This is a genomic window from Seonamhaeicola sp. S2-3, assembly GCF_001971785.1.
GTDB lineage: Bacteria > Bacteroidota > Bacteroidia > Flavobacteriales > Flavobacteriaceae > Seonamhaeicola.
This window is the reverse complement of record NZ_CP019389.1, coordinates 2,444,782-2,463,157: the sequence shown is the minus strand read 5'-3', so window position 1 is coordinate 2,463,157 and position 18,376 is coordinate 2,444,782. Positions and strand designations below refer to the sequence as shown.

Genomic DNA, 18,376 nt, shown 5'->3' with positions numbered 1-18,376 from the left:
TAACTGCTTAACACCTTAAATTTTAGTTGTTAAGCAGTCCTTTTTTATAGACTATAATTTAAATATAAGGTTAATCTGTTTTTAGACTTTACATTTCCTCCAAATAAATCTTGGTGTATTGGTTTTGTGAAATTAACCCCCAAAACAAAGGTTTTAATATTTACTTCTGTTCCTAATGAAGCGTTAATTACATTACCATCAGTATCATTTAATGTTTCACCATATTGTGTTATTTTGTTGTATGCATCTCCCGAAACTCCCACAAATGGCATAAAATTCACTTTATTAGTATTAAAAACTGTATAAGCATTAGCAGAAAAACTAATTTGATCTCCAAACTTATATTCGTTTTTATTTTCACCTTTTAGGTAATATGATAGTAGAGTATTAACTCCTATTTTTTTGCCTGCATAACTATAACCAGCAGATAAAATACCATCAAAACTCCCAGTCCCCACCTGAAATCCTGGATTAACATTATCGGCTAAAAGTTCTTCAAACTTACCTGTTGGCAATTTTACTCCTAAACCAAATAACAATGAATGTCCTGTAGTTTCACTTGTAGTATTATAATCTACGGTTCCACCACTTTCTTTCTTTTTTAAAAGTGGTAATTTATACCATGCAATTATATTAGCATCTCCAATACCATTAATATTCTCTGTTGTTTGATTTAATGTTCGGTTTAAATCTTGATACGGTAAATTAACGCTGAAATAAAAATTATTTTTTACAGGAATTTGCCCCCAAAGTTGGTAGGTGTTAAAGGTTTCTTTGCTTTTTGGTGAATTTTGAAAAATACCATTTTGAGACTCGAATGTTTGATAGATGTAACGAAACCCAACAAAATTAGCATTGTTTAATGTACCAAAGCCCATGCTACCACTACTAGTAGAGCAACTACATAAATCACACAAAACCCCAAAATTTGTTTGTGGTTCATGTAGCCTTGGTTGATGTTCGCAAGCATTAGATTTAACTAAAACTAACACAAATAACATTGTTATTAAGCCTTTTTTATTAATACTCAGAAAATCTTTCATCATTTAAAAATTCGTTATCTGTTAATGTTTTTAAAAAAGCAATAAGGCTTTCTTTTTCACTTGTTGAAAGTGTTATACCAAAAGAACCATCCTCTCGCTTTAATGATGGGTCTACATTACCATTATCAACCATTCCTGAATCGTAAAAATCTAAAACGGCCTCTAGTGTAAAAAATCTTCCGTCGTGCATATAAGGTGCTGTTACTTCAATATTTCTTAAACTAGGCACTTTAAACTTGTACAAATCGTCTAGATTTTCAAAAATCACGTAACGTCCTTTATCATTCAGTTTTGGGTTTATTGGCAAACCTGTATTTCTATAAGATTGATCTGAAAAAAAATCGGTAGCATGACAAGAAGCGCATTTATTTTTAAAAATTTCTAAACCATTTAATTCTTCTTGAGTTAGTGTTACACCATCTTCATTTCTAACATATTTATCGTACTTAGAATTACCTGAAACCATAGTAATCATAAACTGAGACAGTGCTTTAAGCATATTTGATGAATTTATTTCACCATTTTCAAATGCTTTACTAAATTGTTGTTTATAATAAGAGTCTGCTTGTAATTTATTAATAACGTTTGATAATGTTTCTCCCATTTCTATGTCGCTTGTAAGAGGTATTATGGGTTGAAGATCTAAATGAGTAGCTGCGCCATCCCACATAAACTCTTTTTGAAATGCCATATTTTGAATAGGAGGTGTATTACGAAATCCTATCCCCCCATTTACACCATGACTTAATGTATGACCATGATGCGTAAAAGCAAATGCCTGTTCATGACAAAAAGCACAGGGTATAGCATTATTTGCAGACAGTTTTCCTTCATAAAATAAAGCTTTTCCTAAAGCAACGCCTTCTTCTGTTAAAGGATTATTTTCTAAATCATATACGATTTCTGGAAAATTTGACGGTATTTCTAAACTTAAAGGTTTGGGTTCATAACCACCTTCTTCTTTAGAACAAGACACCAATAAGACCTGAATAAAAACAACTATTATAAGTATTTTTCTCATTTTTTTACGGAATAATTAGGAAGTGATTAAACATCACTTCCTAATCTTAACCCAACAAATTTTAGTCATTATGTACATGATGTACAGAGAAAATACCTTTTACGTTATTTGCAATAACTGGTGTTGTTTCTGCACTAGTATGAACTTGGTTATACCCATCAGAGAAGTTTACTGAAGTTTCACCATCAAAAACCTTTGCTATATCAGCTTTTATATGTATTTGCGGACTAGCATCTTCACGAACTAATACCGTATTTGGCAATGTTAATGTAACTTCTTTGTAATTATCTAAAGTAGTTCCAACACTACCCATATGAATTGCTAAACCTTCATCTGTAACAGTATCACTAGAATAGGTTCCATCTAAACGTATAAACCTATAGCCTGTAGCCCAAGCCCATAACATACCTGCATCTTGTGCTTCTTCTAAAAAATCTCCTTGTCCTTCGGCTCCTAATTGGTATCTTTCTTGGTCTACGCCAATTCCAAACGTAATTTCAGTATAATTAGCTGCATCAACATCTTCTAATGTTACATATATTTCTCCTGCATTATTTCCATTGGCTTCATCTACAATGAAAATATTTTTTTCTGTTGGATAAGTATATGAATTACCTTCTGCATCTTTTAAGCTAACGTTACTTATTATATACTTTAAGGTTTCTAGTTTATATGATTCGTTATTAGACTTGTTGTAGGTAGTTCCAAAGGTAAAATCATTACCTCCTACCCCGTTATCAAATTTTAATATTAAAGTTCCTGTTTGACCTGTTAAATCTTCTACATCGTCATCATTTGATGAACATGACGATATAACTGCGCATAATAAAAGCGCAAATGTAAATTTTATAATTTTCATTTTTAGTTTTTTATATAGTACAGCATTACCATAGTATATGCTTACTACAGTTTTTCTTTATTTGATTAAATAGTAATTTTAAGTTGGTAAAGTAGTATGTACTTACCTTATTGCTTATAGAGAATTAAGCAACAAACCGAGGTGGTTTAAATTGAAATGATTGAAAATTATATTTATACAGTATTTTGTAACTATTTGGGATATCTTCATTTATGAATTCTGAAGCATTTGGAAGGTTAAAATTGTCTGTAGCTTGATAAAAAACTACCAAAAACACATCTAATAATGATAATACTGCTTTTCCTTCTTTTGTAGTATTTTCGGTTGCTTGTAGTTGTTTTGCTAAATGACATTTACCATTACAAGCCATTTCTACTTTGTCTTTATTAACACAAAACACCTCTGTTATATAATCTACGTTTATTTCATAATATACCAAATAACATAAATTATACACAGGCTTTACTAAAAAAGCAACTAGTAATATGAAAAGAAATAGCTTTTTCAAAATCTAGCTGCAAATATAAATAACTTTACAAGTGTATTACAAAGAAATTACTTAAATAAAAAAAGCAACCTGTTGGTTGCTTTTTTTTTATGGTTTTAAATAAATTAAACATTGATTCAATTCTGGGTTTTGCTGTACAAGAGAATGAATAAAAATTTTAAGCTCTTCAATCTCAGAAGGCAGTAATCTTGTTACTGCTTTTTGTACTTCTTTGCAAAACAACGTAGCGTCAAAACTAACTTTTTTAAGTATAGTTTTAGTATACTCTAACATTGCTCTCGCCATAGTTATTTTAGGGTTTTAGGTTTTTAAATTAGTAAATGTAGATTTGTTTTATAGGCTTTTAAATTTTACTTTGTTGTGGTATAAATTTAATAAAAATTTGTATTTAAAATTTAATTTAGCCTAAATTTAACATTTAAAACCTATTATCTCCATCTAGTAAATCTCCAAGTCCTCCAAGTATACTTCCTTCTCCTTTATCCTTTCCTCCGCTTCTTGGTGCAGACGCTAAAACTCTTCCTGCCAACCTACTAAAAGGCAATGATTGTACGTAAACTGTTCCTGGACCTTTAAGTGTTGCAAAAAATAAACCTTCGCCCCCAAAAATGGTGTTTTTAATTCCTCCTACAAACTCAATATCATAATCTACAGTTTGATCAAAACCTACTATACACCCCGTATCAACTTTTAAAGTTTCTCCTGCTAATAATTCTTTTTTAGCCATGGTACCACCCGCATGCACAAACGCCATACCATCTCCTTCTAATTTTTGCATGATAAACCCTTCCCCTCCAAAAAGGCCACGACCTAATTTTTTTGAAAATTCTATACCTACACTCACCCCTTTAGCGGCACATAAAAAGGCATCTTTTTGGCATACAAATTTTCCTCCAAAAAGGGTTAAATCTATTGGGATAATTTTCCCAGGATAAGGCGATGCAAATGAGACTTTGCGTTTGCCAATAATTTCATTGTAAAAAGCAGTCATAAACAGGCTTTCTCCTGTTAAAATTCGTTTACCTGCCCCTAGTATTTTTCCTAAAAATCCAGAATCTTTTTGAGAACCATCTCCAAAAATAGTTTCCATTTTAATACCCTCATCCATCATCATAAAGCTACCTGCTTCTGCAATAACGGCTTCTTGTGGGTCTAGTTCTATTTCTACGTATTGCATTTCTTCGCCGTAGATTTGATAATCAATTTCGTGTGCTGTCATTTTTTAATTGATGTTTAAATGTTGATTTGCTTATTTGTTGATGTGTTTTGGATTTTGTTACAACTTAAATATTAATGTTTAGCAAAAACCTAATTATTTAATAATGAAAACGGTTTCCTGAGAGCCAAATACAACTCACTGTTTTACTTTTACACTCCACTGAAATCTAAAGCTTGAAACTTCAATTCCTTCTTCATTTAAACCTACAGATTCTAACCAAATGGTTTGCCCTTCTCCTGTTTTAATAGCTTTAGTTAGGGTTTCGTTTATAAGCTCTCCTTGATTACAGGTAAAATTTATTCTTCCGGTTGCTTTCTTTGTATATGTTGCTTCGTTAGAAATTACTAACATGGAAATTTTTTTTCCTGTTTCTTGAATTTTACCAATCATTATAGCGGCAGTTGAAAGTTCTGCAGCCATACCTTGTACTGCCCAAAACATAGATCTAAAAGGATTTTGATTAATCCAACGATGTTTTACCGAAACCATACATTTTTTTTCATCTAAATGTTTTACTCTTACTCCACATATATAAGCTGCGGGTAATTTAAACATACTGAAAGTATTTAGTTTCCTGGGTGTTAATGTCATTTTTAGTTATTTATTTTTTACTAAGTTATGAATTTAAACACAGATTTAAAATGTTAAATTTATGTTAATTTTTAGTACTATGCTTAACAAAGTACCTGTTTTTAGACATATATTTGCATAAGAAACTATTATATGTTTTATCAATCTATAAAAAATCATGTTAACTAATCATCAAAAAAACATTGCAACGTTTATACATTTATCTACCTTTAGTAGGTTTATAATTCCGTTAGGAAATTTTATTGGTCCTATTATACTTTGGGTGCTTAATAAAGACAAATCTGATTTTATTGACAAGCATGGTAAACAGGCCATAAACTTTCAAATGAGTATTTTGTTATATGCCATTATTATTGGTACGTTAACTATTCCGTTTTTTATTTTCAAACTATTTAGTGGAATAGATTTTATTGATTTTCATGGGTTTCATGATTTTCATATAAATATTGGCAAGCCTTCTCCTTTACTTTATATAGGTGGTTTTTTGGGCGCTTTTGCCATATTAGCATTTATACTTGAACTAGTATTTATTGTTATTGCTAGTTTAAAAGCCAGAGATGGTGCGTATTACAATTACCCATTTACTATAAATTTTTTAAAGTAATGAGTGCGTGCGTTAGGGATTGAAGCAAGTTACCGTGTAACGCGGAAAGCCCGACCCGATAGGGTAACGCCCAAAAAAGAAAAACAATTTCATCAAAATAATCAATCAAATCAATCAAAAAATGAACAGTTTTAAAATATTAAACGAATGATACTATGAAGATAGAAAACACCAAAGCACAAATGCGTAAAGGGGTATTAGAATTCTGCATACTTTCTGTATTGAAAGATAATGATGCGTATGTAGCAGAAATTTTAGACACCTTAAAAGACGCTAAGTTGCTGGTAGTTGAAGGAACTATTTATCCGCTACTAACACGACTAAAGAATGCTGGCCTTTTGAGTTATAGATGGGAAGAATCTACATCTGGCCCACCAAGAAAGTACTATGGTTTAACAGAAACCGGAAAATTATTTTTAAAGGAATTAGATACTACTTGGAATGAATTAAGTAATGCCGTAAATATTGTAACAAGCCAAAAAAACACCTAAAAAATGAATAAAACAGTCAACATAAATTTAGCTGGTATCTTTTTTCATATTGATGAAGATGCCTACCTGAAATTGCAACGTTATCTTGAGGCCATAAAACGTTCATTTACAGATTCTCAAGGTAGATCTGAAATAATAGCTGATATTGAAGCTAGAATTGCCGAACTTTTTAATGAACGTGTACAAAACCATAAAGAGGTTATAAGAATTAAAGAAGTAGATGAAGTTATTGCCATTATGGGGCAACCCGAAGATTATTTGGTTGATGACGAGATTTTTGAAGATGAGCCTCAAAGTACTTACACTAAAAAAACAAGTGCTTCTAAAAAACTATTTAGAGATACCGATAATGCTTATATAGGTGGTGTTTCATCTGGGTTAGCGCATTACTTTGGTGTAGATGCTTTATGGGTGCGTTTAGCTTGGATAATACTATTTTTTGGTTTAGGTACTGGTATATTGCTTTATATTATACTGTGGATTTTAGTTCCTGAAGCTAAAACTACTGCCGAAAAAATAATGATGACAGGAGAACCTGTTAACATTAGTAATATTGAAAAAAAAATTAAAGACGGTTTTGAAAATGTAACAGAAACGGTAAGTGATGTTGCTAAAAATGTTTCTGATAGTGTTTCTGGGGCTGCTAAAAATGTAAGCAATGCTGCTAAAAATGTAGATATAAAAAAACAAACTAATAAAGTAAAGTCTTCATCAAGTGCTTTTTTTGATACCATAGGAGAAATATTTATGTTCTTCTTTAAAGTATTTGCAAAATTTATTGGTATTCTGTTAATAATAATTGGTGCTTTAACTCTTATTTCTTTAATAATTGCGCTTTTTTCTGTAGGTGTTTTAAATGCTATTCCTGGTGATTTTGCAAGTATTATTAGTGCCAGTAATACGCCTATTTGGCTAGTGTCTTTATTAACGCTTTTTGCAGTGGGTATTCCGTTTTTCTTCTTGTTTTATTTGGGTTTAAAAATTTTAATAAACAATTTAAAATCTATAGGCAATGTGGCTAAATTTACCCTATTAGGCGTTTGGTTTATAGCTGTTATTTCGTTAGTTATTGTGGGTATTAGAGAAGCTAGCGAACATGCTTTTGATGAAACTTACACAGAAAAAAGCACCTTAAATATTAGGGCTAATGATACCCTAAAAGTAAAAATGGTTACTAATGATATAATGAATAGTTTTCATCGTAATAACCAACCTTTTAAAATTGCAAAAAATGAAAACGGAGAAAAAACTATTTACAATTCTGACCTTAGAATTATTGTAAAATCTACTACAGATTCATTAGCATCTATACACCTTAAAAAAACAGCTGATGGTAGCAGTTACGACAAAGCTATTGAGCGTGCTAAAAACATAAACTATAATTATAGCTTAAAAAATAACACACTTTTATTAGATGCCTTTTTATCTACTAATTCTAACAATAAATTTAGCGATCAAGAAGTCACTATAATCTTAAATTTACCAGAACAAACCACTGTAAAGTTTAATAAAAATACTAAGTCTTTTTTAAGCTATTATAAGAGTAGTAACAATCTAGTTTCTGTTGAAAACATTAACCATTTACTTAAAATTATTGAAGATGATATTGAATGTTTAGATTGCCCTGAAGAAAAAAATATAGAAGATAAAAACAAACATGAAGACGATGCATCTGATATAGAAATAAATAACGAAAGTATTAAAATTAAAGCTGAAGATGTAAGCATAAAAGTTGATAAAAAAGGGGTTGAAATAAAATCTAAAGACGAGTAACAATTCAGCAACAAAAAAATACAATTCAGTAACTTAAATTATAAATCTAACACATTAAAAGAGATATTTGACACACCAATAACAAATCACAATCAAAAAACAAATAATCATGACAACATTAATTAAAATCATTGTAGCTGCTGTATTAAGCCTAATGCTTTCATCGTGCAATTTTGATATGAACTTTGGCTCTGGAGTTAAAGGAAATGGAAACGTTATTACTAAAGAAAGAACAGTATCAGAATCTTTCTCTACAATTAAAGCTAGCGAAGGTTTAGATGTTTATTTAACCCAAAGCAATCAAGAAGGTATAACTGTTGAAGCCGATGAAAATTTACATGAGCTTATTTTAACTGATATTGAAGATGGTGTTTTAAAAATACACACCAAACAAAATGTTGGTAAAGCTTCGGCTAAAAAAATTCATGTAAGTTTTAAAAACATTTCTGCTATTAGTGCTACTAGTGGTAGTGATGTTAATTCTACAAACACAATTTCTTCTGAAGAATTAGAATTAAAAACTACAAGCGGAAGTGATATGAATTTAAATGTTATTACAACTGTTTTAAACTGTAAATCTACCAGCGGAAGTGATTTGCGTTTATCTGGTAAAACCCAAAAACTTATTGCTGAAGCTACAAGTGGTAGTGATATTAACGCAAGAGATTTAGAAGCAAAATCTAGCCATGTTGAAGTAACTAGTGGCGCAGATATTACCGTTAATACTTCAAAAGAACTTACAGCAAATGCAACTAGTGGTGGAGATATAAAATATTACGGAAACCCTGAAACAGTAAACAAAAACAACAGTACATCTGGAAGCATTAGAGAGCAATAACAACCAATATACTAACTCAATCAACTAAAGATACTATCTCACCAAGTGTGTAAAGTTTAAATATCGAGGGTTGCAACCTTCGATATTTATGTGTAGTACATCAAATAAAAAATGCTATTAGAAATGCGCCTACTAAGAGGTTGCCAAAGCTGCTTTAAACGACTTTACGAAGACATGAAACCCCAAGTATTCATATACTATTAAAAACTAACGGGATAATTGGAAGAAACTAACAACCTTTTATGAGTTCCCTTTAGACATCAGGAAATTTATTTACTCCACAAACCTTATTGAAAATCTCAAAGGAAAAGATTAGAAAATATACCAGAAACAAACTGTAGTTCACAACAGATAATGTTGTAGAAAATCTACTTTTAAACATTAAGTGAGACTATAAAAAAATGGTCTATGCCAATTCATAATTGAGGCATTATTTTAAACCAGTTTTTAACTATATCTGAAAAAAAAGGGGGATTATAGAAAAGTTAAACCCTCTATAAATTTTGTTTACACACTTTAAGGGATAGTGTCGGTTTTATATACACACTTTGCTAGATAATGCTTAAAAAATCATAAATACTAGATAAGAACTACTCCTTTAAATACAAAAATACTTTATTTATTGAACATAAATAGTTATTCGTCGAAATAATTAAAGTCACCCCCTATTATTTAATAATTTTAATTATTCAATTAATTAAGGTTATATATTTATAAAATAATAAGTAATCCTTAAATTAATTTTATCTTAAAAACACATGGCAAAATCACAAACCTCCCCTAACACCAACCTAGTTCCCATAGCAATCATTGCAAGTTTATTTTTTATATTCGGTTTTGTAACCTGGATTAACGGCGCACTCATACCCTTTATGAAAACCATCAATGAGTTAACCGATGCGCAATCCTATTTAGTAGCCTCCGCATCATACATATCCTTTGTGGTTATGGCCTTACCCGCTTCTTACATTTTAAACAAAATAGGCTACAGAAAAGGTATGTCTTTAGGTTTAATCATTATGGCCATAGGCGCCTTAGTTTTTATACCAGCAGCCGAAGCTAGAACCTATTGGATTTTTCTAATAGGTATATTTATTCAAGGCACCGGAATGACCTTACTCCAAACAGCCTCAAACCCCTACATTACCATTTTAGGACCTATAGAGAGTGGTGCCAAACGTATAGCCATTATGGGGATAGCTAATAAAATTGCAGGAGCTTTAGGGTCCTTTATTTTTGGAGCCTTATTACTATCGGGCATAGACAAAGTAAAAGAACAACTAGAAACCGCTTCAGCAGAAGAAAAAGGTGTGCTTTTAGATACCATGGCAGACAGTGTTTTTATGCCCTATCTTATTATGGCCATCGTACTTATAGTACTTGGCGTTTTAATAAGAAAAGCACCTTTACCACATGTTGAAGCCGAAGAAACCGAAGCCGAAGATACTACCAATACTACTGCTAAAACCAGTATTTTTCAGTTCCCACACCTATGGCTAGGGGTTTTAACACTTTTTGTTTATGTAGGTGCCGAAGTGATTGCGGGAGATACCATTATAGCCTATGGAATATCCTTAGGATTTCCTGCAGCCGATGCTAAATTCTTTACCACTTTAACGCTATTGGCCATGGTGTTTACCTATGCCTTAGGCGTGTTTTTAATACCAAAATATTTAAAACAAGGCACCGCTCTTAGAATTAGTGCTGCTTTAGGAATTATTTTTAGCATATGCATACTACTTACCACAGGCTTTACATCCGTTTTATTTGTAGCCGCCTTAGGTATTTCTAACGCTTTAGTGTGGCCAGCAGTATGGCCACTAACATTAGATGGTTTAGGGAAATTCACAAAAACAGCTTCGGCTTTATTAATAATGGCTATATCTGGAGGTGCCATCATCCCGCCTTTATACGGAAGGATTGTAGATTTAAATAAGCATGAACTAATAGCTAACGGAACACAGAAGGCTGAAGCTATTGCCACTGCATCAACCAGTAGTTACTGGATTTTAATCCCATGTTATGCTTTCATTCTATTTTTTGCCATTTGGGGTCATAAGTACAAAAGTTGGTCAAAAAAATAAAAACAAAAAGAAATAAAAATAAAAATCAATCATGTTAAAGAGTAGCATAGACAAAGCCACAGGTTTTGAAAAAAGATTTGAAAATGTAGGCACCATTGTTTTTGAAAACTCAACCGAAGCCTCAAAAGCAGTAGCCCAAGAAATAGCCGATTTAATTAGAGTAAAGCAAGCACAAAAGCAACCCTGTATATTAGGATTAGCCACAGGCTCTACCCCAAAGGGCTTTATTCAGAATTGGTAAGACTACATAAAGAAGAAGGCCTAAGCTTTAAAAATGTAGTATCCTTTAATCTAGATGAATACTACCCCATGGAACCCGATTCTATAAACAGTTATGTACGTTTTATGAAAGAATTACTGTTTGACCATGTAGACATATTGCCAGAGAACATTAATATTCCAGACGGCACCCTATCCAAAGAAGCCATTTCAGATTACTGCCGTCAATACGAATCAAAAATAGAAGCCTTAGGCGGCATAGATTTACAAATACTGGGCATAGGAGGTAATGGTCATATAGGTTTTAACGAGTCAGGTTCTTTAAAAAACTCAAAAACCAGATTAGTAGCTTTAGACCATATAACCAGAGTAGCCGCTAGTGGCGATTTTGGAGGCTTACAAAAAACCCCAAGAACCGCCATCACCTTAGGAATAAAGAAAATTATGGAAGCTAAAAGAGTTATACTTATGGCTTGGGGCGAAGGAAAATCAAACATTATTAAAGCCTCCGTAGAAGGAACCGTAACCAACCAAGTACCCGCTTCCTATTTACAAGAGCACAACAACACTATCTTTGTACTAGATCAAGCCGCTTCCTCAAAGCTAACAAGAATCAACACGCCATGGTTAGTAGAAAAAGTAACGTGGACAGATAAACTCATCAGAAAAGCCGTTTTAGGATTAGCATTAAACCTAAAGAAACCCATTTTAATGCTCACCGATGCCGATTATATAGAAAACGGCATGAGTGATCTCTTAACCGACTCAGGTCCAGCATATGATATCAACATAAAAATATTCAATCAACTACAAAACACCATTACAGGATGGCCCGGAGGTAAACCCAATGCCGATGATAGTAAACGACCAGAACGCGCAGAACCCGCCAAAAAACGCGTACTCATCTTTAGTCCACACCCCGATGATGATATTATTAGTATGGGCGGCACCTTTAAAAGATTGGTAGAGCAAGGTCATGAGGTTCATGTAGGTTACCAGACTTCAGGTAATATAGCAGTAGCAGATGATGAAGCATTAAGATTTGCCAGTTTTGTATGCGATTACAATGACAAGTTTGGAATAGAAAGTAAAGCAGCCGAAAACATATTTAAAAAAGCATCCAAATTCCTTAAAAACAAAAAAGCCAGTGAAATAGATATTCCAGAGGTAAGGTACATAAAAGGGCTTATAAGAAAAGGAGAAGCACAGGCCACTTGTTATTATGTAGGCATAACAGATGCACAAATTCATTTTATGGAATTACCATTTTATGAAACTGGAAGAATAGAGAAAAACCCCATTGGTGAAGAAGATATACAAATCACTATGGATTTGATAGAGAAAGTAAAACCCCATCAAATCTATGCAGCGGGAGATTTAGCAGACCCACATGGCACCCATAAAGTTTGTTTAGATGCTATTTTTGAAGCGGTAAAACGCTTAAAACCCAAGAAATTCATGGACGACTGCTGGCTTTGGTTATATAGAGGCGCATGGCAAGAATGGGGAATTGATGAAATAGAAATGGCAGTACCAATGGGTCCAGACCAAGTATTGGAAAAACGTCAGGCCATATTTAAGCACCAATCGCAAAAGGATGGTGTTGTGTTTCAAGGAACCGATAGTAGAGAGTTTTGGCAACGCGCCGAAGACCGTAATAGTGAAACAGCCCATATATACCACCAATTAGGTTTAGCGCATTACGCTGCTATGGAGGCTTTTGTGAGATGGCATTATTAAAACCCTATAGAATTTTGATTAATAGCTAACTTATTAATCCTGCCTAAATTTATATTTATGGCAGGGTTATTTTATTTTAAAAGCAAAGAGAACACAACCAATAATCTTACAAATCATTGATATTTGTAAACCTTACTTCAATTTTTACTTTATTTTTAAATAAGTGCCTTTAAAACTCTGATTTAACACCATAACTTGTAGAGGAGTTCCTTTTTTATCTCTTTTTACTTCTATAGAAGCTTTACCATTGGCCATTTCTATAATCTCACTACCTGTAGGAGTACCCTGGCTTACAATAGCTTCGCCTCCACTTAAACATTGAAAATATACTCTGTTTTCATAATCGAGACATCTAAGTCCATTTTTATCAATAGCTGTTGCTGTAATTAAATAGTTTCCATTATCTAACTTTTCATAACTGAGTTCTAAAGCCCTTGCTTTACCATTTTTTTTATACCTATAATTTATCTTTAATTCGTCTTGTACAAAAGTACCATCAATGTTTTCTCCTTTTGAAACAAGTGTATTTATCCCTTCTTTAAAATAAACCTCCCAATTTAATCCTGAAGCAGGAAACTGTTTTGTATCTCGTTTTTTAACCCCTAAACTTTTTCCGTTTAAAAACAGTTCTACTTCTGGACAATTACTATAAACACTAATATTTCGTGGTTTGCCCTTAGGTCCTTGACGCTCTTTCCAGGTATGGGATTCTATATAAGTAAATGGTTCTCTGCTCCAATAACTTTTAAACACATAAAAAGCATCTTTAGGGTTGCCTGCTCTATCTACCAGTCCTTTTTGATTCATGTACGGGATAGCATTTTCTGGTCGTAAGGGTGTGCCAAAGTCTTTAAATGCCCATTGTACATTACCTACAAAAGTGGAATCGTTTTCTGAAATTCGAAGGTGCCAATCGAACAAATCAACTATATAATTTTCACTCCAATCTCCTATTTGTGCAATATTGGCTACATCGGTTTGTACTATGGCTTCTTCCCAACCGTCGGATTTTATTTTACCTTCACCAGTAATAGGATTCTCTGTATGCCTACCTAAATGGCTAGAGCCACCGTATTCAGCATGTAAAAAATGAGGATACTGCTTTTTGTAAGTATTAATTGCTTTTTGGTAGCTTTTATAACTTCCTGAATACCACCCAGACCATATAGATGGCGAAAACACATCAACAATATCAGCGCCTTCGTAATATTTTCTAATGGCTGTTTTTCTTGAAGGGTCTAGTTTATGAGCATAATCATTCAACTCCTTTAAGTACTTATTAATCTGCTCTCTATCATCGCCATTTTCAAAATCTGGCAACCAATAAATTTCGTTTCCTAAAGACCAAATAATAATACTGGGGTGGTTATAATTTTGGTTTATTATTTCTCCTAGCATATTTTTGGTGTTTGCTCTCCAAGTGTCATTTCCTACTCCACCTCTACACCATGGTAATTCATCCCAAACCAATAAGCCTAATTCATCACAAGCTTTATAAACTTCGGGGTCTTGCGGATAATGGGCTAACCTTACAAAATTGGCTCCCATATCTTTTATAAGTTCCATATCAGCTCTGTGTTGTTCATTACTCATAGCTGCTCCTACTCCCGCATGTTCTTCATGACGATGGGTACCTCTTAACAACAAGCGCTTACCGTTTAAATAAAACGCTCCGTAATCTTTAAATTCAAACCACCTAAAACCTACACGTTCTTCTATTTCGTCTTTTATTATCTGGTCTTGAATTAGCTGAAGTTTTAATGTATATAAATTTGGAGTATCTGGGTGCCAAAGTTTAGGGTTTGGAATGTTTTTAAAATTAATTTTAGATGTACCTTCAGATATTTCTACAAGTGATGAAACCACTGAGTTTCCGTCACTATCCAATAACGATGCTTTTACCTGTAAATTTGTGTCATTATTAGGATTATTAACTTGAACTGTTGCCAATAATTCTGCATTTTCATTTGAGACTTGTGGGGTGGTTATTTTTAAATTATATAAATGTTCTTTTGGAAGCGTTTCTAACCAAACATCTCTTGTTATACCTCCAAAAATAAAAAAATCACTTTTTTGTGAAGGAATTACTTCGGGATTATAACTATTATCTACCCTAACTAAAATTTCATTTTCGCCTTCTTGAATAACATTGGTAATATCAAAAGAAAAACCTATATAGCCCCCTAAATGACCTCCTACTTTTTTTCCGTTAACATAAACTTCACTTTCTATATTAACACCTTCAAAGTTCAGTTTATAAATTTGATTTTCAACTTTAGGTATTAATAAGTTTTTTTTATACCAACTAGCATTACGCCTGTATCCTGGAGTTACATCTGTTGCATCTAATGCATTCCAAGTATGGGGTAAATCTATTTTTTCCCAGTTATTGCGTTGTAATGCTTCTTCTATTTCTTCTGTATTGTTTTCTAGATACAACCAATTTGAGTTTATATTGTTTTTTGTTCTCTCAAGAAGCTCTTTATTAGATGTTGTACATGATGTTATAGTAATAAAAATCATGCATACACTAACCATTTTAAATATTGAAACTTTAAATCTCATATAATATTTGTGCTAAAAAATTAACTCTATAAAGTAATTATAGAGTTAATGAAACTAATATAAAAATACAATTTACTGTATTCTACGCGTTAATTTATGATTCTAAATCTCTTAATCTTAATAAAGTTTGTAAAAAATAATAATCACCATAAACAATAGGTTCATCCATTTCATGTTTTTTAGACCAATCTCCAAAACTATGATCCAGAATAAATGGAGCCTCTACTTCTTCTGAAAGAATATAATCTACTGTTTTTAAAGTATTAACAACTTTCTTACTATAGTCTAAATATGATTGATTTTTGGTATATTTATAAAGTTCTACTAATGCTGATGCTACTATTGCTCCAGCTGAAGCATCTCTAAAAACATTTGGTATATCTGGGTCATCAAAATCCCAATATGGTATTCCATCATCTGGCATATTTTCATGATTTATGAAGTAATTAGCTGTAGCAATTGCTCTATTTAAATACTTTTCATCTTTTGTATATCTATAGACCGTAGTAAAACCATTAATAGCCCAACTTTGACCACGTGCCCAGGCAGAGTTATCATCAATACCTTGATGCGTTACGCGTGCTCTTACCAGACCTGATATAGTATCATAATCTAATACGTGCCATGTACTGCCATCTGGCCTAAAATGATTTTTTAATGTTGTATTGGCATGTTTAACTGCTATTTTGTAAAAAGTACTATCTCCTGAGATTTTAGTTGCTTCAAAAAGTAACTCCAAATTCATCATGTTATCAATGATAACTGGGAACTGCCATTTTTCTTTGTTAAAATCCCAAGAACGAATACTGCCTATTTTTTCATTAAAGCGTGTGCTTAAAGTTTTTGCACTCTCTACAATTATATCTTCATATTTTTTGTTATTTTCTACTTTTAAACCATTACCAAAACTACAAAATACCTTGAACCCCATATCATGGGTTTTATTGTTGTACTTTTCTTTTTCTATAAAAGCTGTCCATTCTTTTGCTTTTGTTTTATATACCTCATTATTAGTTAGCATATAAATTTGCCAGAAATTACCAGCAAAAAAACCACTGGTCCAATCTTTTGAAGGTACTTTTTTTATTGTTTTTGTTTTAGGGTTATAGCTTCTAGCAAAAGCCGTAGAATCTAATTTATAATCTAGAAGCTTACTATATCTTACTTTTAATAAGGCCTCTATACTTTCTTTACTATTTACTGTTTGATTTTTATCCTTGAATTTACATGATACACATGCAAATCCAAGGATAATTAATAAAAAACTAACTCTAAACATTTAAATAAAAAGGTTTTAGTATCCAGTATTTTGTGGTTCTAGATTTGGGTTACGCTGCAATTCATCATTTGGCAGTGGATACAAATAATCTCGTGAAGGTCTAAAATTTGGTCGTTCTTCAAAACCGCCTGTACCAAATGCCGCTGTACCTAATTCTCGTCTTTTAATATCATACCATCTTTTAAATTCAAAAGCTAATTCCCATCTACGCTCTTCTAGAACCATTTTTCTAAAATCATCTTGAGACATTCCTGGTGTTACATCTGCTGGATAATTAGAACCATTACCATTGCGAGCACGGGCTCTTACTCTATTAACATAACCATCTGCTTCCGTAGTGCCTGGATTGATTTCATTTAAAGCTTCGGCAGCAATTAAAAGTACTTCTGCGTATCTCATTTGCGCGTAATTATGCTCTGACCCTCGACCATTACCATTTGCTGTTTGTCCAGTAAATCTGGTGTATTTTGCTATATATGCACTTGCAATATTTCTAGCATCATAGGTTGGAAAATTCATAAAAGTATCTACAACACCATTAAAAACACCTGTAGTATCCAAACTAACCGCTTTTCTGTAATCTCTACCATCCCAACGGTTATAAACTTCAATACTTGGTACGGCAACAGACCAACCACCGCCGTTACCATCTTCGTTGGCTCTTATACCTGTAAGAGCTGGCATATAATCTTGCCCGTAATCACCATCTCTAAAGCCATTATAATCTATAGTAAACAAGGCCTCTTTTAAGCTTCCTTGTTTGGCAGGATTAAATAAATCTTGGAAATCTGCTGCTAATTCTAATTCAAAATTGGCTTCGTTATCAATTACAAACTTAGCTTCACTATAGGCTTCAGGGAAGTTGTTTTGCGTTAAATGTACTAATGCTAAATATGCCGCTGCTGAGGCTTTTGATGGTAATGCTGATGATGGTTGTATTTTTGGTAACCATTGTTTAGCAAATTCTAAATCTTCTATAATTTTAGTATATACATCAGCCGATGATGTTTTAGAAATTTGCGATGCTGATGCTATATTTTGAACTGGCGTATCGAGATATGGAATATCTCCAAATAACCTTACTAAGTGGAAATACATGTAAGCTCTAACAAAATGTGCCTGAGCCACTACTGGATTCAAGCTTTCTTCAGGCAAGCCCAATGAATTGCCTCCTACTATAGCCTCATTTGCTCCAGCAATGATTTGATAGGCTCTTGGCCAAAACGCAGTAATCATACCATTATCATCAGATACTGTAAAATTATCATGATCTTTACGGCGTCCTGCTGTACCTTGATCTCCAATACCTACCATATCGCTTCTTAGCATTAATGGTAAAGAAAATTTTCGGCCCCAAAATGCTTCTTCAGACAAGTTTCCGTAAGCACCATTAATTGCTGTTTGTACATCTTGTATGGAATTAAAAAACCCATCTGGCGAAAGAACAGACACTGGCTCTTCCTCTAAATCTGAACATCCTAAAATAGGCAATACCATTAAAAGGAATATATATTTTAAATTTTTCATTTTTTATATTTTTTA

At 32.6% G+C, this 18,376-nt stretch carries 15 protein-coding genes and 2 pseudogenes; 7 read left to right on the top strand and 10 right to left on the bottom strand.

What is annotated here, in order from left to right:
* Positions 1 to 44: 44 nt before the first annotated feature.
* From BWZ22_RS10675 to BWZ22_RS10645, 7 genes are all read right to left on the bottom strand, one after another.
* Positions 45 to 1,043 carry a hypothetical protein gene (locus tag BWZ22_RS10675; RefSeq protein WP_198027602.1) on the bottom strand — a complete coding sequence of 333 codons (999 nt, stop codon included), beginning with the start codon at positions 1,041 to 1,043 and terminating at the stop codon, positions 45 to 47.
* Positions 1,021 to 2,064: a cytochrome-c peroxidase gene (locus tag BWZ22_RS10670; RefSeq protein WP_076699921.1), complete on the bottom strand. Its 1,044-nt coding sequence runs from the start codon at positions 2,062 to 2,064 to the stop codon at positions 1,021 to 1,023. Before BWZ22_RS10670 ends, BWZ22_RS10675 begins: the two co-directional genes overlap by 23 nt.
* Positions 2,065 to 2,125: 61 nt before the next feature.
* On the bottom strand, positions 2,126 to 2,923 hold the full coding sequence (locus tag BWZ22_RS10665; protein WP_076699920.1) for an MbnP family protein: 798 nt from the start codon (positions 2,921 to 2,923) through the stop codon (positions 2,126 to 2,128).
* 124 nt (positions 2,924 to 3,047) lie between these two features.
* Entirely contained in the window at positions 3,048 to 3,431 is a 384-nt protein-coding gene (locus BWZ22_RS10660) for a hypothetical protein (protein ID WP_076699918.1), read from the bottom strand.
* Between the two features lie 87 nt (positions 3,432 to 3,518).
* Positions 3,519 to 3,716 carry a hypothetical protein gene (locus tag BWZ22_RS10655; protein ID WP_076699917.1) on the bottom strand — a complete coding sequence of 66 codons (198 nt, stop codon included), beginning with the start codon at positions 3,714 to 3,716 and terminating at the stop codon, positions 3,519 to 3,521.
* 133 nt (positions 3,717 to 3,849) lie between these two features.
* Positions 3,850 to 4,650, bottom strand: a complete 801-nt coding sequence (locus tag BWZ22_RS10650) for a TIGR00266 family protein (RefSeq protein WP_076699915.1) — start codon at positions 4,648 to 4,650, stop codon at positions 3,850 to 3,852.
* A gap of 135 nt (positions 4,651 to 4,785) precedes the next feature.
* The gene (locus tag BWZ22_RS10645) at positions 4,786 to 5,241 is read right to left on the bottom strand and encodes a DUF4442 domain-containing protein (protein ID WP_076699914.1); all 456 of its coding nucleotides are present in this window, start codon (positions 5,239 to 5,241) and stop codon (positions 4,786 to 4,788) included.
* A 157-nt stretch (positions 5,242 to 5,398) separates the two neighbouring features.
* Here BWZ22_RS10645 and BWZ22_RS10640 point away from each other — a divergent pair, with 157 nt between their 5' ends.
* From BWZ22_RS10640 to nagB, 7 genes and pseudogenes are all read left to right on the top strand, one after another.
* A complete protein-coding gene (locus BWZ22_RS10640) occupies positions 5,399 to 5,845 on the top strand; it encodes a DUF4870 domain-containing protein (RefSeq protein WP_076699912.1) in 447 nt (148 codons plus the stop codon).
* A gap of 155 nt (positions 5,846 to 6,000) precedes the next feature.
* Positions 6,001 to 6,336 (top strand): PadR family transcriptional regulator, encoded by a 336-nt coding sequence (locus BWZ22_RS10635; RefSeq protein ID WP_076699911.1) that lies wholly within the window; start codon positions 6,001 to 6,003, stop codon positions 6,334 to 6,336.
* Between the two features lie 3 nt (positions 6,337 to 6,339).
* On the top strand, positions 6,340 to 8,109 hold the full coding sequence (locus BWZ22_RS10630; protein WP_076699909.1) for a PspC domain-containing protein: 1,770 nt from the start codon (positions 6,340 to 6,342) through the stop codon (positions 8,107 to 8,109).
* A gap of 109 nt (positions 8,110 to 8,218) precedes the next feature.
* Complete coding sequence (locus BWZ22_RS10625; protein WP_076699908.1) at positions 8,219 to 8,947, top strand: head GIN domain-containing protein; 729 nt, start codon at positions 8,219 to 8,221, stop codon at positions 8,945 to 8,947.
* A gap of 256 nt (positions 8,948 to 9,203) precedes the next feature.
* Positions 9,204 to 9,263: pseudogene (locus BWZ22_RS16890) on the top strand (hypothetical protein); the annotation flags it as partial.
* A 442-nt stretch (positions 9,264 to 9,705) separates the two neighbouring features.
* Complete coding sequence (locus tag BWZ22_RS10620) at positions 9,706 to 11,031, top strand: sugar MFS transporter (RefSeq protein ID WP_076699906.1); 1,326 nt, start codon at positions 9,706 to 9,708, stop codon at positions 11,029 to 11,031.
* Between the two features lie 31 nt (positions 11,032 to 11,062).
* Positions 11,063 to 12,990: pseudogene (nagB, locus tag BWZ22_RS10615) on the top strand (glucosamine-6-phosphate deaminase).
* 144 nt (positions 12,991 to 13,134) lie between these two features.
* Here the strand turns inward: nagB and BWZ22_RS10610 are convergent.
* The 3 genes from BWZ22_RS10610 to BWZ22_RS10600 all read right to left on the bottom strand — a co-directional run bounded on the left by BWZ22_RS10610 (position 13,135) and on the right by BWZ22_RS10600 (position 18,361).
* Complete coding sequence (locus tag BWZ22_RS10610) at positions 13,135 to 15,513, bottom strand: glycoside hydrolase family 2 protein (RefSeq protein WP_232225136.1); 2,379 nt, start codon at positions 15,511 to 15,513, stop codon at positions 13,135 to 13,137.
* Positions 15,514 to 15,649: 136 nt separating this feature from the next.
* Complete coding sequence (locus BWZ22_RS10605) at positions 15,650 to 16,834, bottom strand: glycoside hydrolase family 88 protein (protein ID WP_076699903.1); 1,185 nt, start codon at positions 16,832 to 16,834, stop codon at positions 15,650 to 15,652.
* Positions 16,835 to 16,849: 15 nt separating this feature from the next.
* Positions 16,850 to 18,361, bottom strand: a complete 1,512-nt coding sequence (locus BWZ22_RS10600) for a RagB/SusD family nutrient uptake outer membrane protein (RefSeq protein WP_076699902.1) — start codon at positions 18,359 to 18,361, stop codon at positions 16,850 to 16,852.
* Positions 18,362 to 18,376 lie beyond the last annotated feature (15 nt).

Coding starts and splice junctions, on each gene's coding strand:
- BWZ22_RS10675 (WP_198027602.1), bottom strand. CDS start 1,043: ATGAAAGATTTTCTGAGTATTAATAAAAAAGGCTTAATAACAATGTTA.
- BWZ22_RS10670 (WP_076699921.1), bottom strand. CDS start 2,064: ATGAGAAAAATACTTATAATAGTTGTTTTTATTCAGGTCTTATTGGTG.
- BWZ22_RS10665 (WP_076699920.1), bottom strand. CDS start 2,923: ATGAAAATTATAAAATTTACATTTGCGCTTTTATTATGCGCAGTTATA.
- BWZ22_RS10655 (WP_076699917.1), bottom strand. CDS start 3,716: ATGGCGAGAGCAATGTTAGAGTATACTAAAACTATACTTAAAAAAGTT.
- BWZ22_RS10650 (WP_076699915.1), bottom strand. CDS start 4,650: ATGACAGCACACGAAATTGATTATCAAATCTACGGCGAAGAAATGCAA.
- BWZ22_RS10645 (WP_076699914.1), bottom strand. CDS start 5,241: ATGACATTAACACCCAGGAAACTAAATACTTTCAGTATGTTTAAATTA.
- BWZ22_RS10640 (WP_076699912.1), top strand. CDS start 5,399: ATGTTAACTAATCATCAAAAAAACATTGCAACGTTTATACATTTATCT.
- BWZ22_RS10635 (WP_076699911.1), top strand. CDS start 6,001: ATGAAGATAGAAAACACCAAAGCACAAATGCGTAAAGGGGTATTAGAA.
- BWZ22_RS10630 (WP_076699909.1), top strand. CDS start 6,340: ATGAATAAAACAGTCAACATAAATTTAGCTGGTATCTTTTTTCATATT.
- BWZ22_RS10625 (WP_076699908.1), top strand. CDS start 8,219: ATGACAACATTAATTAAAATCATTGTAGCTGCTGTATTAAGCCTAATG.
- BWZ22_RS10620 (WP_076699906.1), top strand. CDS start 9,706: ATGGCAAAATCACAAACCTCCCCTAACACCAACCTAGTTCCCATAGCA.
- BWZ22_RS10610 (WP_232225136.1), bottom strand. CDS start 15,513: ATGATTTTTATTACTATAACATCATGTACAACATCTAATAAAGAGCTT.
- BWZ22_RS10605 (WP_076699903.1), bottom strand. CDS start 16,834: ATGTTTAGAGTTAGTTTTTTATTAATTATCCTTGGATTTGCATGTGTA.
- BWZ22_RS10600 (WP_076699902.1), bottom strand. CDS start 18,361: ATGAAAAATTTAAAATATATATTCCTTTTAATGGTATTGCCTATTTTA.